Consider the following 13,272-nt stretch of genomic DNA (forward strand, 5'->3'; position numbering starts at 1 on the left):
GCCGCACGGGGGCCGGGGCCCGCGCGCCCGCCGGGCCGCCCCGCCGCCGTCCGCCCGGGTGGCAGCGGAGGCGGAGCCCGGCGCCTCATGGGTTCATGGGAGGGACGGCCCACCGACGGCGGCGAAGGAGCGAACGGGACATGGCGAAGCAGACCGTGGCCGAGCAATTCGTGGACATCCTGGCCCGGGCCGGGGTGCAACGGCTGTACGGCGTCGTCGGCGACAGTCTCAACCCCGTCGTCGACGCGATCCGCCGCTCGCGGGCGATCGACTGGATCCAGGTGCGGCACGAGGAGACCGCCGCGTTCGCCGCGGGCGCCGAGGCGCAGATCACCGGCAAGCTCACCGCCTGCGCCGGATCCTGCGGCCCCGGCAACCTCCACCTCATCAACGGGCTCTTCGACGCCCACCGCTCGATGGCCCCGGTCCTCGCGCTCGCCTCGCACATCCCGGCCGGTGAGATCGGCACCGGCTACTTCCAGGAGACCCACCCGGACCGGCTGTTCGCCGAGTGCAGCCACTACAGCGAGATGATCTCCAGCCGGCAGCAGATGCCGCGGGTCCTGCAGACCGCCATCCAGCACGCCGTCGGCCGCAGCGGCGTCTCCGTCGTCTCGCTGCCCGGCGACATCGCGGCCGAGGCGGCGCCCGACCGCGCCATCGAGCACGCGCTGGTCACCGCCCGCCCGTCGGTCCGCCCCGGCGACGCGGAGATCGACCGGCTCGCCGAACTCGTCGACGCGGCAGGCAAGATCACCCTGTTCTGCGGCAGCGGCACCGCGGGCGCCCACGCGGAGGTGATGGAGTTCGCCGAACGCGTCAAGGCACCCGTCGGCCACGCCCTGCGCGGCAAGGAGTGGATCCAGTACGACAACCCGTACGACGTCGGCATGAGCGGACTGCTCGGCTACGGCGCCGCGTACGAGGCGACCCACGAATGCGATCTGCTGATCCTGCTCGGCACCGACTTCCCGTACAACGCCTTCCTCCCCGACGATGTGAAGATCGTCCAGATCGACGTCCGGCCCGAACACCTCGGCCGCCGCTCGCAGCTGGCCCTCGGTGTCTGGGGCGACGTCCGTGAGACGCTGCGCTGTCTGACGCCCAAGGTGCAGATCAAGTCACAGCGCGCCTTCCTCGACCGGATGCTCAAAAAGCACGCCGACGCGCTGGAGGGCGTGGTCAGCGCGTACACCCGCAAGGTCGAGAAGCACATCCCGATCCACCCGGAGTACGTCGCCTCCGTCCTCGACGACGAGGCCGACGACGACGCGGTGTTCACCGTCGACACCGGGATGTGCAACGTCTGGGCCGCCCGCTACCTGACGCCCAACGGCCGCCGCCGGGTGATCGGTTCGTTCACCCACGGCTCGATGGCGAACGCGCTGCCGCAGGCGATCGGCGCGCAGTTCATCGACCCGGGACGGCAGGTCGTGTCGATGTCCGGCGACGGCGGTTTCACGATGCTGATGGGCGACTTCCTCACGCTCGTCCAGTACGACCTGCCGGTCAAGGTGGTGCTGTTCAACAACTCCTCGCTCGGCATGGTCGAGCTGGAGATGCTGGTCGCGGGCCTGCCGTCGTACGGGACCACCAACCGCAACCCGGACTTGGCCGCGGTCGCCCGGGCGGCCGGTGCGCACGGGATCCGGGTGGAGAAGCCCAAACAGCTGCGGGGCGCGCTGCGCGAGGCGTTCGCGCACAAGGGGCCCGCGCTGGTCGATGTCGTCACCGACCCCAACGCGCTCTCCATCCCGCCGAAGATCAGCGCCGAGATGGTGTCCGGCTTCGCGCTCTCCGCCGGGAAGATCGTGCTGGACGGCGGCGTCGGGCGGATGCTTCAGATGGCACGGTCCAACCTGCGCAACATTCCCCGTATGTGACGTGGTGTCATGCAAGAGGTGAACGCCGTATGTCCGGATCGCGGCGTTCCGCGTGTGGCCGGACGCCCGGTGGGGTGGACCTGTGAAAGTCGAAGCATGTCGCCTTTCCCCGTGGGCATGCATCTCCGTGAGGCTGTTCGAGAGAGCCGGTGGGACGTCTGGGGGGCGGGGGAGAGATGCGTCAGCCTGTGCGGCGCGAGGACGGCGAGCGACACGGTGCGGCGGCCGAGGGGGGCCGGGGCACCGCGGTGGTCGCCCGCGCGCCAGGAGTGCTGGAACGAAGAATCCGCCCCGCCGATCTGGGGGCGGTCGCGGAAGTGCGCCACGCGTTACAGGAGTTGCTGCACCGCTGGGACGGCCCGGCGTCCGAAGGGCTCTGCGACACGGCTGCGCTGCTCGTCAGCGAGCTGGTGACCAACGCCCTCGTGCACACCACCGGCGGCGCGCTGCTCACCGCCACCGTCACCGACCGGCTCCGGGTCGAGGTGCGGGACTGCGCCTCCGCCCGCCCCGAGCCGCGCCCGCCGACAGGCGACGGCACCTCCGGCCGGGGCCTGATCCTCGTCCGCTCCCTCGCCGACGCCTGGGGCGTACGGCCGCACGGGCTCGGCAAGAGCGTCTGGTTCGAGCTGGGCGGCGAACCGGCCTGAGGCGCGCCCACGGGGCGGGTGCTCCGGCGCGGTCCGCCGGGCCCGTCAGCCGAACTGCCGCTCGATCTCGGCGAGTTTCTCCTCCAGCGAGTCCAGCCGCGGCAGCGTCTGGGTGTCGTCCTCCGCCGTCAGATCGACGGTCCCCGGACGCGCCCCGGCGGCGTCGGCCTCGGCGCCGCTGACGGCCTTCAGTGCCGGGCGGGACGGCGACGGCTGCTCACCCGCGGGCGGCTGCGGCGCCTCGCCGACGGGCTGCGGCTCACCGGCGGCGCCGGGCCCCGGCAGCGCACCGGACGGGGTCCCGGACGGCTCCACCGGCAGCTGCCGAGCCGCCCGGCGCAGGCCCCGGCTCCGGTGCTGCCGGTTGAGCGCCCGGATCCGGGCGCGGTCGATCCGCCCCTGGTCGCGGCGGCGCATCCGGCGCCGCGTCTTCTCCCGGCGGTCCTCCCGGACCTCCTCCACCGCCTCGTCCAGCGAGCGCACGCCCTCCAGCAGCATCAGCGACCAGGCGGCGAACGTCTCCCGCGGTGCCCGCAGCCACCGCACCACCCGGATCTGCGGCAGCGGCCGGGGAACCAGCCCCTGCTCGCGCAGCGCCGCGCGCCGGGTCTGCTTCAGCGCCCGGTCGAAGAGGACGGCCGCCGACAGCGACATCCCGGCGAAGAACTGCGGCGCGCCCGCGTGGTCCAGGCCCCGCGGCGCGTGCACCCAGTTGAACCACGCGGCGGCCCCGGCGAACGTCCACACCAGCATCCGCGAGCCGAGGGCCGCATCGCCGTGGCTGGCCTCGCGCACGGCGAGCACGGAGCAGAACATCGCCGCGCCGTCGAGGCCGAACGGGACGAGGTACTCCCAGCCGCCGGAGAGGTTGAGGTTCTGCTTGCCGAAGCCGACCAGCCCGTGGAAGGACAGCGCCGCGGCCACCGCCGCACAGCAGAACAGCAGCAGGTAGGAGGCCATGGCGTAGACGGTCTCCTTGCGGCGGCGGCGCTCCTCGCTGCGCTCCCAGGAGTCCTCGCCGTACGACGGCCGCTTCGCCGCCCGCCTGCTGAACAGCAGCACACCCCCGGCGGTCAGCACCCCGGCGAGCAGCAGCACCCCCGGAACCAGCCAGTCCAGTGCCGTGTCGGTCAGTCTCATTCGGGGATCCTTCGGGTAGGGGTACGCGTTTTCGCGCGCCACCTTGACGGAAGTCGCCGCCCGCCTCCCGGGATTCGGGACAAGTGAACGCCAAGGGGTGCAAGGAGACCTGTTCTTGTCGGCGTGTCCGTCGAACGTCCGTAGGGGAGCGCCGCGTTGTGTTCGATGACCGTGTGGCGGAGGTCAGCGGCGCCAGAGGAGTTCCGGGCGGTACGGCGTGCAGGGGGCCAGGCGCAGCGTGGGCGCGGGCCGGATCATGTCGTCCTGGTGGAGGCAGCGGTCGCCGGAGCCGATCCGGCCCCGGTCGTCGGTCCACCATCTCTGGCCCGGTGGGCCGTCGCACGGTGCGAGGCCCGGTGCGGCGGCGGCCGTCAGACACAGCCGCCCGGCCGCCGGCCGCAGCCGCCCGCCGGGGCCGAACCGCCACGACTGGGCCGGGGAACCGTCGCACGGCCGGGTCCGGACGGCCGGGGCGGCGCTCGCGTCCAGGCAGCGTTCCACGGCGCCGCCCCGGTCCGTGCCGCCGATCCCCGACATGATCTCGCCGCCCCGTGGCTCCCGGTGCGTCCGCGGGTACTCCCGGCGCAGCCACCCCCGGTACAGGCCCCTCGGATGCGGCTGGGGGCAGCGGAGCGGGACGCAGGTGACGCCGCGCAGATAGGCGTCGAACCCGTCCGTCTTCCGGACCGCCTGCTCCGGCGTCAGGTTGGCGGGCAGGGTGGACAGCGGATAGCCGAGGTACCCGCGGACGTCCGGGTGGTCCTGGACGACGAAGGCGGCCCGCCGGAAGTAGCGGGCGGCGACGGCGTGGTCGCTGTGGTCGGCGAGCGGGTCGGCGGGGGCGCCGAAGCGCGTGTTGTCGAAGTCCAGCGTCCGGACACCGTCCGTGGCCCCCTTCCCGGCCAGCACGGACAGCGCATCGACCAGGGAGCTGTCGGTGTACGCGCGGGTGCCGTCGGTCGAGCGCAGGACGCGCTCTTCGCCGCGGACGAGCTTCAGCAGGCTCTGCCGGTGGTGCGCGGCGCTGCCCTCGCCGTACGGGAAGCCGTCCGGCAGGCCGAAGAACGTCAGCCGCACCTCGGGCCGGCCGGCCAGCGTGAACGACGGGATGCGCGTCGCCCGCACCGGGAGGTCGTCGCGCCGCCAGACGTTCGGGGCGCCGGCCAGCTGCGCGTAGGCGGCGCGGACGCCGTGCTCGCGGTCGAGGACATAGCCGTTGAGCGGCGCCGCGTGGCCGGCGTCGCCGGTGGTCAGATAGACGGTGTGCACCGGGCAGCGGGCGGACAGCAGCTGCTGGACCCGCGGGGTGACGAAGAGCAGGTCGTCGTCCTCGTGCGCGACGCCCACCAGCGTCCGCCGGCAGGGCGCGGCCCGGTCGCCGCCCCGGGCCTGCGCCGGATCGCCGGTGGCGCCGGGGCCGGTGGGCGTCAGCAGGGCGGTCAGGGTCAGGGCGAGGACCAGGAGCGCCGTCATCGCCGAGGGGCCGGGGCGCGGGCGCCGTCCGGGTGCTTCGCGGTGACAGCGTCCGTCGGCCATGCGCCCTCCCGGTGTGCCTGGCGGTCGCCGCGGGGCGGGCCGCGGACTGAGCGTCCCGCCACGGCCGGGGACGGAAACCGGCGCGCCGCGGCGTTCACCCGGTCGGCCGCGGCCGCACCGTGGTCAGGGCTGCCGGGTGCCGCGGGTGAGGTGGTCGACGTGGTAGTAGCGCGCGACGCACGGCGCCGACCAGCGCGGGGTGCCGTGCGCGTCGAACGGCTCCGTCATCCGGGCGATGACCAGCGGCGTGTACGGCACCGTCCGCGCACCGGCGGCCGCCGCGGCGCGCAGCGACCGGTCCTGCCGCTCCCACGCCTGCGCCCGCGACCGCATCGCGGTGTCGAGGTGCGCCAGGCCGGCCAGCAGTGCGGCGCAGACCACCGCACACACCGCCGCGGCTGCCACCAGCGGCGGACCGGTCCGCCGCACCCGTCGCCGTACCGCGCGGCCCAGCAGGACGCCCGCGCCGAGGAGCAGCACCAGGTAGAGGAAGACGAAGTCGTTCCAGATGCGGGTCGAGGACGTCACATGGCCGCCGAAGACCGGATACGCCAGCAGCGTGCACAGATAGCCGGAGAGCAGGAAGACCACGGCACCGGCGACGGCCGGCGCGGCGGCGCCGCGCGGTGGGCGGGGCGGACCGTCGCCGGTGGGCCGGGTGAGCAGGGCGAGCAGCACGCCGACGGCGACGGCGGCGAGATAGGGCCAGCTCGTCAGCAGCATGCCGAGGATGCGGGCGAAACCCTCCAGGGCGCCGAGCAGCGAGTCCGGGGCGAACAGCTGGGAGGTCGCCGCATCGTGCCGCTCGCGGCGGATCCGCAGCCCCGGCGAGGTGTAGAGCAGCACCCCGCCGACCAGCGCGCCCGCCAGACCCGCCGCGCACCAGCGCCGCAGGAACGGCCGCATCCGCTCCCCGGCGATCCGCCCGGCCAGCAGCCGGGCGGCGGTCAGCACCAGCACGGCGACGACGGTGGTCTCCTCCGACAGCGTCGCCGTCAGGACGCCCGCGACCCACACGGTGCCCAGGGCCGCCCGCCGCCCGGTGCGCGTCCTGGCCCGCAGCAGCGGCAGCGCCGCCGCGCAGGCCAGCACCGGCGGCAGGGTGTGCGACACCGACGCGGCGGGCCAGAAGAACGTCTTGTACGTGTTCCGGGAGGCGAAGAGGAAGAGCGCGGTGAGGACGGCGGCGACGAGCGGCGCGGTCCCGGCGGGCGCCGTGACGGCGGCCCGGCGCAGCGCCGCCGCCGTCACCGCCCACAGGATTCCCAGCATCAGGACGCCGCTGAGCAGCGGGAACCACTGGTGTCCCGCCACGTCGAACCGCGCGTACGCGCCGACCAGCAGGGCGTTGACGACGCGCCCGTTGTCCTTGGTGTAGAAGGTGTCGACCAGCGCGGAGACGCCGCCGTCGCGCACCATCGGCAGGAAGCACCACTCGTCGCCGCTCGGCCGCACCCAGCGGCCCGACCACGACGCGACGGCGAGGAGCGTCAGCGGCGCCAGGGCGAGCAGCGCCACCCAGCGGCCACCGGGCCGGGCGGCGGGCTCCGGTGTGCCGGGCTCCCGCGCCGGCCGCGGCGCCGGGCCCGGTTCGCGGGGGACGGTGGTGCCGGTGGCGCGGTCGGCCATGGCGGTACTGCCTTTCGACGTCGCCGCCCGCGCGGGCGGCCGGTCCGTGAGGTGGTCAGCCCGCTTCGGGCCGGTCGGCCGGGCGCCCGAGCGGTGCGGCCGTCCGGCGCGGCGGAGCGGACGCCGCGCCGCCGGAGATGATGGCCCACCGGGCGAGCAGGAAGGTGACGGGGGTGACGAGGAACCCGGCGGCTAGCGCGGCGAGGTTCCGGTCCATCCCGAACCGGCTGACCGCGACGTAGAGCAGCGCGCCGGACGCCACCAGGTTGAAGACGCTCGACAGCGGATAGCGCGCAAGCCCCCGCCAGGTGGGCCGGGTGTGGCAGGTGAAACGCGAGTTGAGCAGGAACGACCCGAGCGTGCTGACCGCGTAGCCCAGGACGTGCGCGGCGAGATAGGGGAGGGTGCGGTTGAGCGCGGCGTAGACGGCGAGGTAGACGGCGGTGTTGGCGAAGCCGATCAGCACGAACACCGCGAACTGCCGGGGGAGCCGCGGCAGTCGCAGCGCCGGGCGCGGCGCGGGCTCCGGCCCGGTCGGCGCCGCGGTCACCGCCGCCGGGACGGCCACGGGCACCGGATCGGCCGCCGGAGCGGCGTCGGTCTCCCGTACGACATACGGCGGTCGGCGTTTCGCCTCGTGGTAAATGCGGCCCACGTATTCGCCGATGACGCCGAGTGTGACCAGCTGAATTCCGCTCAGCGCCACGATGGCGGTCAGCAGTGTGGCATAGCCCGGTACGTTCGCACCGTTCAGCGCGACATTGCCGACGACCCACAGGGCGTAGGCGAGAGCGGAGAGGAAAACCCAGAGCCCGCCGTAGATGGCGAGGCGCAGCGGGCGGTTGTTGAACGAGAGGAGGCCGTCGATACCGTAATTCAGTAGCCTTCTGCTGCCCCATTTCGAACAGCCGGCGGCGCGTTCGGCATTGCGGTACCGGAAGGTGACCGTCTCGAATCCGATCCAGGAGAAGATGCCTTTCGAGAAACGGTTGTTCTCCGGCAGCGACAGGACGCTGTCCACCGCGCGCCGCGACAGCAGCCGGAAATCCCCGGCGCCGTCCACGAGTTCCACGTCCATGAAGCGGCGCACCAGCGCGTAGTAGGTGCGGCTGAGCGCGGTGCGCACCAGGGCGTCGCCGGCCCGGTCCCGCCGCGGGACGACCTGGTCGTAGCCGTGCCGCTGGAGGGCGACCATCCGCGGGATCAGCTCCGGCGGGTGCTGGAGATCGGCGTCCATCAGCACCACCGCCCGGCCGCGGGACATGCGAAGCCCCGCGAGCATGGCGGCCTCCTTGCCGAAGTTCCGGCTGAAGAAGGTGTAGCGCACGCGGGGGTCGGCCGCGGCGAGCGTGCGCAGCAGCGCTCCGGTGCCGTCGGCGCTCCCGTCGTCCACGTAGCAGATCTCGAAGGGTTCCCCGGTGCGGTCGAGGGTGGTGACGAGAGCGGTGTGGAACGTCTCGATGACAGCTGCCTCGTTGAAGCACGGCACCACAACCGAGATCTGAAGAGTGGTCACCTTGCTCTCCTCGCATCGGAACGGATGAGGTCCGTACCGGAGCGGGTCGGGTGCCGCGGCGGAACGGGCGGGTGCCCGGAGCCCGGTACGCCGTTCCGGAATGCGGGTGATGTCCCCCGTATTCCTCCGGATGGCGCGGGCGGCCCGGCTCCCCTTCACACCCCACGGCCGCATCTCATCACAGAACGCGCCCCACGCATTCGCCACACGCCACCGGGTGCCGGACTGACCCGAACGGCCCAATCCCCGCCCCTTCCCGGTAAGGAACGGGAAAAGGCGGGCGAATGATTTACGTATCGGTAACGCCGTTACGCAAGTGGTGAGTTGCCCGTGACCGATTCACCGGGATTTCCCTGAGGGGTTTCCCGGTGGCCCGTCAACCACGACAGGATCAGGCGGAGTTCGGCGGTGGTGGTGCCGCGTTCCGCGGGATCGGCGGTGAGATGGGCGGCGTCGATCAGATGGCGGATCCAGCGGGCGGCGGACGGCGCGGGCAGCGGCAGGATGCGCCCGGGGCGCTCCGCCAGGCGCTCCAGCAGGGTCGTCAACGCCTCCTGGAGCTGCGCGTCGAGGGCGGCGAGCAGCCGGGCGAACTCCGGGTCGCGGTTGGCCTGGAGGAGGGCGGCGGAGGCGAGGCCGGGGGCCAGCGGATCGGTCAGTTCGTCGATGAGATGACCGGTGAGCAGGGCGAGACCGGTGTCCGGATCGGGTGCGGCCAGCGCCTCCGCGCAGCGCCGGGCCGTCCGCGGCAGATCGTCGGCGAAGACCGCGTGGAACAGCTCCCGCTTGGTGGCGAAGTAGTGGAAGAGGGTGCCGGAGCCGATTCCGGCCCGGCGGCAGACCGCCGCGGTGCTGGTGCCGTCGACGCCGTGGGCGGCGAACTCGGCGGCCGCCGCCTCGACGATCGCGGCGCGGCGGCGGGCATGGACTTCGGGGTTCACGGTACGCACCCCTCAATAATAGAGTGACTGCTCTGTTAATGTGCCGGGGTGTCCTCAGACCCTGCTGTTCTCGCCCCGTCCGCCCGGCGGCCGTGGTGGCGCCGTGCCGCGCCGGTCACCGGTCTCCTCCTGCTCTCGCCGTTCTGCGCCGAGTACCTGATCGGCTATCAGGGCGTGCTCACCAGCCCCGTCGAGCTGCTGGTCGCCGTGGTGCTCGTGCTGCCGATCTACGGTGCGCCCGCGGTGCTGATCCGCGACCTCACCCGGCGCGCCGGCCGCGGCTGGCCGACGCTGCTGCTGCTCGCCACGGCGGCGGGGTTGATCCAGGCGGGCTGGATCGACCAATCGCTCTTCAACCACCGGGACTTCGCCGACGGCCCGCTGCCCACCCCGCTGCCCGGCATGGATGTCGACGCGAGTCAGCTGCTGACCTTCCTCGTCGGCCATGTCGTCTGGAGCTTCGGCGCACCCGTCGCCGTGATCGAGTCCTGCGTACCGGACCGCGCCGGGCGCCCCTGGCTGGGGTGGCAGGGGACGGCGGCGCTCGCCGTGGTGTACGCGGCCGGTGCGGTCTTCTTCACCTGGCAACTCGTCGTCCTGCCGGACTTCCACGCGCGGCCCGGGCAGCTCGTCGCCGTCGGGGTGGCGGTGGCCGCGGCCGTGGGCGCGGCGTTCGCGCTGCCGCGGCGGACCGCGCGGGCGGCCGGCACCGTCCCGCCGCCGTGGTGCGCGGGCCTCGCCGCGCTGGTGCTGCTCGCCGCGTTCGTCACCCTCAACGACCAGGGGGCCTGGCGCGGCGTGACCGTCGCGGTGGCCGCGCTGACACTCCTCGGGGTGCTGCTCGCGCACTGGTCGCACCGGCCGGCATGGGGCCGCCGTCACCGGCTGGCCGTCGCCGCCGCCGCGCTGCTGCTCTACGCCGCCCTCGCCTTCGCCGTGAACCCGGAGCACGCCCCGCAGCCGCTGCTGTACGCCTCGCGCGGCGCCGCCCTGCTGGGTGTGGTGGCGCTGCTGTACGTCGCGGCGCGCCGCACCGTACGGGCCCGGCCGGCCGGCTGACCCGCGCTCAGCCGGCGGCGGTCAGCCGGGCGACACGGTCGGCGTCGCAGGTGCGGGGGCAGGTGACGCAGGTGTCCTCGGGGCGCAGCGTGTAGAACATGCAGCAGCTGGCGCGGTCCCGGGTCGGCAGCGCCGCGCCGTCCGGCCCGGTCAGCTCGCGGAACGCGGCGGAGCCGACGTACGGGGCGGTGGCGCCGGGCAGCAGCCGCGCCAGCTCGGCGACGGCGCGCCGCTCCTCGCCCAGCAGATGCCCGAGGTACCACAGCCCCTCGACGATCTCGTCGGACGCCATGCCCCACAGGGCGCGCGGGCCGCGCCGCATCCGGCCGCGGAAGCCGTCCAGTACCGGCCCCAGATGCTCGGCCACCGCCTCCCGCACCGCACCGCGCAACGCCTCCTCGTCGGGGACCACCCGCGCCCCGGGCAGCTCCGCCGCCGGGTCCCCGGGAAGGCAGGCGAACGAGCGAACGCGTACCGCCATCCGGCCCTCGTCGCGCCGGAAGGCGACGTCGGCGGCGGGCAGCGACGGCACCCGGCGGTGCAGGAACCACGGCACGGTGATCAGCAGACAGGCGGGCCAGGCGTAGCGGTGCAGCGCGAAGGAGGCCACCACGTCGGGTCGGCCGCGGGTGCCGTAGTCCCGCTGGATCTGCTCGTCGTCCCAGGTCAGAAAGGTTTCCAGGGCCTCGCCTCCGGCCGCGAGGGACGCGGCGGTCACCCAGCCGTCGCCCTCCGGCAGCGCGGCGTCCGCCTCGGTGACCCGCAGCGCGGGGAAGACCTCGGTCAGCCGCGCATAGGCGCCGGAGAGCGGGGAGGTGCGGGCGGACGTGGCGAGGGCAGAGGGCATGCGGAGACCACCGAATCGCGATCGTTAGCAGGTAAGGCTTACCTTAGCGGAAGCGTACCTGTGGGGCGCGAGCTGGGAACCTTCGCGCTCGGCGCCTAAAGTTCGGGGGATGTCAGGAGGCACCCCCATGGAACAGGCCACAGCGGACCACGGACCGGCGGCCCGCCCCCGGGTGCCCGCCCAGGCCGGCCCCGTCGCAGACCGGAGCGGCACCGGGCCCGGACGGACCGGCCCCGGCGCGGACCGGCAGGAGCGCGCCGCCCCCGGGACGGCCGCCGCCGGGCCCCGGCCGGAGGCCGCGCCGCCCGTCGTCCGGCCGCGCCGCCACTCCGTCCGCGCGCAGATCCTCGCCGCGCTGCGGCAGTCGCTGCTCGCCGGGGAGCTGACGCCGGGGCAGGTCTACTCCGCGCCCGCCCTCGGCGCGCGGTTCGGCGTCTCGGCGACCCCGGTCCGGGAGGCGATGCAGCAGCTCGCGGGCGAGGGCGCCGTCGAGGTGGTGCCCAACCGCGGCTTCCGGGTCGCCGAGCACAGCGTCCGCGACCTCGCCGAGGTGGCGGAGGTGCGGGCGATGCTGGAGATCCCGGCGGTGGTCCGGCTGGCGGGCGCGGTGCCGTGCCCGGAGCGCTGGGAGGCGCTGCGCGCGCTGGCCGCCGACGGGGTCGCCGCCGCTGCGCGGGGCGACCGCGTCGGGTACGCCGAGGCGGACCGCGCCTTCCACCACGCGCTGATGACCCTCACCGGCAACCGCCGGCTGGCCGCGGTCGTCGACGATCTGCTGCGCCGGGCCCGCCGCCCGGCCGGCGGGCCCCGCCCGCGCCCGGCGGACCTCCAGGCGGACGCCGCGCAGCACGAGGCGCTGGTGGACGCGTTGGCCGCCGGCGAGGCGGACCGCGCCGCAGGTCTCGCCCGCGACCATCTCTCGCCCGCCCGCCACCGGTTCTGAGGCGCCCGGCCGGCGGCACCGGCCGGGCGCCCGTACGGGGTGCGGTCAGTCCGTCACCAGCTTCTCCAGCGGGAGCGCCGCGACATCGGCGGCGGGCCGGGAGAGGTAGAGGTCGGCGTGGTAGAAGCCGTCGGCCTCCTTGCCGGCGGTCGGCAGGGCGCGCGCCGCCAGCGCCGTGAAGGCCGCCTGCCGCTCGCCGTCGTCCGCGAACCGGCGCTGACGAAACGTTCGGGCGGGCAGCTTCTCCGTCACCAGCCCGGCGCGCGTCAGCAGATCGGACACCGGATCGTACGAGACGGTGCGCAGCACGAACGCGGCGATCCACGGCGGCGCGGTCACCGAGTCGAGGAGATGGCCGAACGTGCGGGCCGTGATGTAGCCGACGCCGCCGGTGACGGTGATCAGATCGGTGCCGGCGAGCGCGGCGCGCAGTGCGGGGGAGGGCGGCGCGGTCTCCAGGTTCTCCGCGAAGCCCGCGTCCAGCAGCCCGGCCTCGCGGCCGTAGCGGACGGCCAGGTCCGCCGCGTCGACCCCGGTGAGATGGACCGCGTCGGCCCGGCGCAGGGTGGCGAAATACGCACGGTCGGCCGCCACCCGCCCGCCGCCGTCCGGACCGGGGGCGGTGTAGCGGTCGTAGAGGTCGGTGAGGGTCAGCTGGTGGTTGAGGAGCGCGGCGTTGATGCCGTACGAGCAGCACAGGTCGACGACGCGCAACGGCGGTCGGTCCGTGCGCCGGCGGTGCAGGGCGTCGACCGCGGCGCGGAACACCGCCTGGCCGTGGTGGGGTATCTGGTAGTCGAGCGGCTGGAGCGTCGTGAAGTAGCGGCGTGGATCCGGGCAGTTGTAGATCGCCTCGAAATCAGCCTTGCCCCAGTCGGACGAGGTGGTGGTGCGGTGCGCTTCAGTTGCCACGGATGCCTCCTGAAAGCTCTGCCGAACGGCGGGGGACCGGACCAGCATCCAGCCCGGACCCCGGGGCGGCACCGTCACTTGCGGCCATTTTCGGCGCTCCGGCCCGGGCTCGGGCCGTCCGCGGCGACCGTAGGGCGCGGCCGAGATGCCCTGGCTGCGCGGGTGTGACGGCCCGCCGCGGCGCCCGTTCCGGCCCCGCCGCCGTAGGTTTTCGGC

11 protein-coding genes are annotated in these 13,272 nt (G+C 74.3%); 4 read left to right on the forward strand and 7 right to left on the reverse strand.

Features of this window, described 5'->3' with window-relative positions:
* Positions 1 to 140: 140 nt before the first annotated feature.
* Both ACF1BH_RS06795 and ACF1BH_RS06800 read left to right on the forward strand, forming a co-directional pair.
* A complete protein-coding gene (locus tag ACF1BH_RS06795; RefSeq protein ID WP_391641336.1) occupies positions 141 to 1,883 on the forward strand; it encodes a pyruvate dehydrogenase in 1,743 nt (580 codons plus the stop codon).
* Between the two features lie 176 nt (positions 1,884 to 2,059).
* Entirely contained in the window at positions 2,060 to 2,533 is a 474-nt protein-coding gene (locus tag ACF1BH_RS06800) for an ATP-binding protein (RefSeq protein ID WP_391641337.1), read from the forward strand.
* 45 nt (positions 2,534 to 2,578) lie between these two features.
* Here ACF1BH_RS06800 and ACF1BH_RS06805 read toward each other — a convergent pair whose 3' ends face one another.
* The 5 genes from ACF1BH_RS06805 to ACF1BH_RS06825 form a co-directional block, all read right to left on the reverse strand.
* A complete protein-coding gene (locus ACF1BH_RS06805; protein WP_391641338.1) occupies positions 2,579 to 3,673 on the reverse strand; it encodes a DUF2637 domain-containing protein in 1,095 nt (364 codons plus the stop codon).
* 183 nt (positions 3,674 to 3,856) lie between these two features.
* Positions 3,857 to 5,209, reverse strand: a complete 1,353-nt coding sequence (locus ACF1BH_RS06810) for a ricin-type beta-trefoil lectin domain protein (protein WP_391641339.1) — start codon at positions 5,207 to 5,209, stop codon at positions 3,857 to 3,859.
* A gap of 123 nt (positions 5,210 to 5,332) precedes the next feature.
* Entirely contained in the window at positions 5,333 to 6,838 is a 1,506-nt protein-coding gene (locus ACF1BH_RS06815) for a DUF6056 family protein (RefSeq protein ID WP_391641340.1), read from the reverse strand.
* Between the two features lie 55 nt (positions 6,839 to 6,893).
* A complete protein-coding gene (locus tag ACF1BH_RS06820) occupies positions 6,894 to 8,354 on the reverse strand; it encodes a glycosyltransferase (RefSeq protein ID WP_391641341.1) in 1,461 nt (486 codons plus the stop codon).
* 308 nt (positions 8,355 to 8,662) lie between these two features.
* Positions 8,663 to 9,295: a TetR/AcrR family transcriptional regulator gene (locus ACF1BH_RS06825; protein ID WP_391641342.1), complete on the reverse strand. Its 633-nt coding sequence runs from the start codon at positions 9,293 to 9,295 to the stop codon at positions 8,663 to 8,665.
* Positions 9,296 to 9,343: 48 nt separating this feature from the next.
* On the opposite strand from ACF1BH_RS06825, the gene ACF1BH_RS06830 reads away from it, so the two are divergent.
* A complete protein-coding gene (locus ACF1BH_RS06830; protein WP_391641343.1) occupies positions 9,344 to 10,354 on the forward strand; it encodes a hypothetical protein in 1,011 nt (336 codons plus the stop codon).
* Between the two features lie 7 nt (positions 10,355 to 10,361).
* On the opposite strand, the gene ACF1BH_RS06835 is transcribed toward ACF1BH_RS06830, so the two are convergent.
* Positions 10,362 to 11,201: a (2Fe-2S)-binding protein gene (locus ACF1BH_RS06835; protein ID WP_391641344.1), complete on the reverse strand. Its 840-nt coding sequence runs from the start codon at positions 11,199 to 11,201 to the stop codon at positions 10,362 to 10,364.
* Positions 11,202 to 11,328: 127 nt separating this feature from the next.
* Here ACF1BH_RS06835 and ACF1BH_RS06840 point away from each other — a divergent pair, with 127 nt between their 5' ends.
* A complete protein-coding gene (locus tag ACF1BH_RS06840; protein ID WP_391641345.1) occupies positions 11,329 to 12,144 on the forward strand; it encodes a GntR family transcriptional regulator in 816 nt (271 codons plus the stop codon).
* Positions 12,145 to 12,189: 45 nt separating this feature from the next.
* On the opposite strand, the gene ACF1BH_RS06845 is transcribed toward ACF1BH_RS06840, so the two are convergent.
* Positions 12,190 to 13,056 (reverse strand): hypothetical protein, encoded by an 867-nt coding sequence (locus ACF1BH_RS06845; RefSeq protein ID WP_391641346.1) that lies wholly within the window; start codon positions 13,054 to 13,056, stop codon positions 12,190 to 12,192.
* Between the last annotated feature and the right edge of the window lie 216 nt (positions 13,057 to 13,272).

Source organism: Streptomyces sp. NPDC014733, assembly GCF_043083385.1.
Taxonomy (GTDB): Bacteria; Actinomycetota; Actinomycetes; order Streptomycetales; family Streptomycetaceae; genus Streptomyces.

Excerpts from the sequence above, each read along its gene's own strand:
- ACF1BH_RS06800 (WP_391641337.1), top strand. The coding sequence starts at position 2,060 with ATGCGTCAGCCTGTGCGGCGCGAGGACGGCGAGCGACACGGTGCGGCG.
- ACF1BH_RS06810 (WP_391641339.1), bottom strand. The coding sequence starts at position 5,209 with ATGGCCGACGGACGCTGTCACCGCGAAGCACCCGGACGGCGCCCGCGC.
- ACF1BH_RS06815 (WP_391641340.1), bottom strand. The coding sequence starts at position 6,838 with ATGGCCGACCGCGCCACCGGCACCACCGTCCCCCGCGAACCGGGCCCG.
- ACF1BH_RS06840 (WP_391641345.1), top strand. The coding sequence starts at position 11,329 with ATGGAACAGGCCACAGCGGACCACGGACCGGCGGCCCGCCCCCGGGTG.
- ACF1BH_RS06835 (WP_391641344.1), bottom strand. The coding sequence starts at position 11,201 with ATGCCCTCTGCCCTCGCCACGTCCGCCCGCACCTCCCCGCTCTCCGGC.
- ACF1BH_RS06805 (WP_391641338.1), bottom strand. The coding sequence starts at position 3,673 with ATGAGACTGACCGACACGGCACTGGACTGGCTGGTTCCGGGGGTGCTG.
- ACF1BH_RS06795 (WP_391641336.1), top strand. The coding sequence starts at position 141 with ATGGCGAAGCAGACCGTGGCCGAGCAATTCGTGGACATCCTGGCCCGG.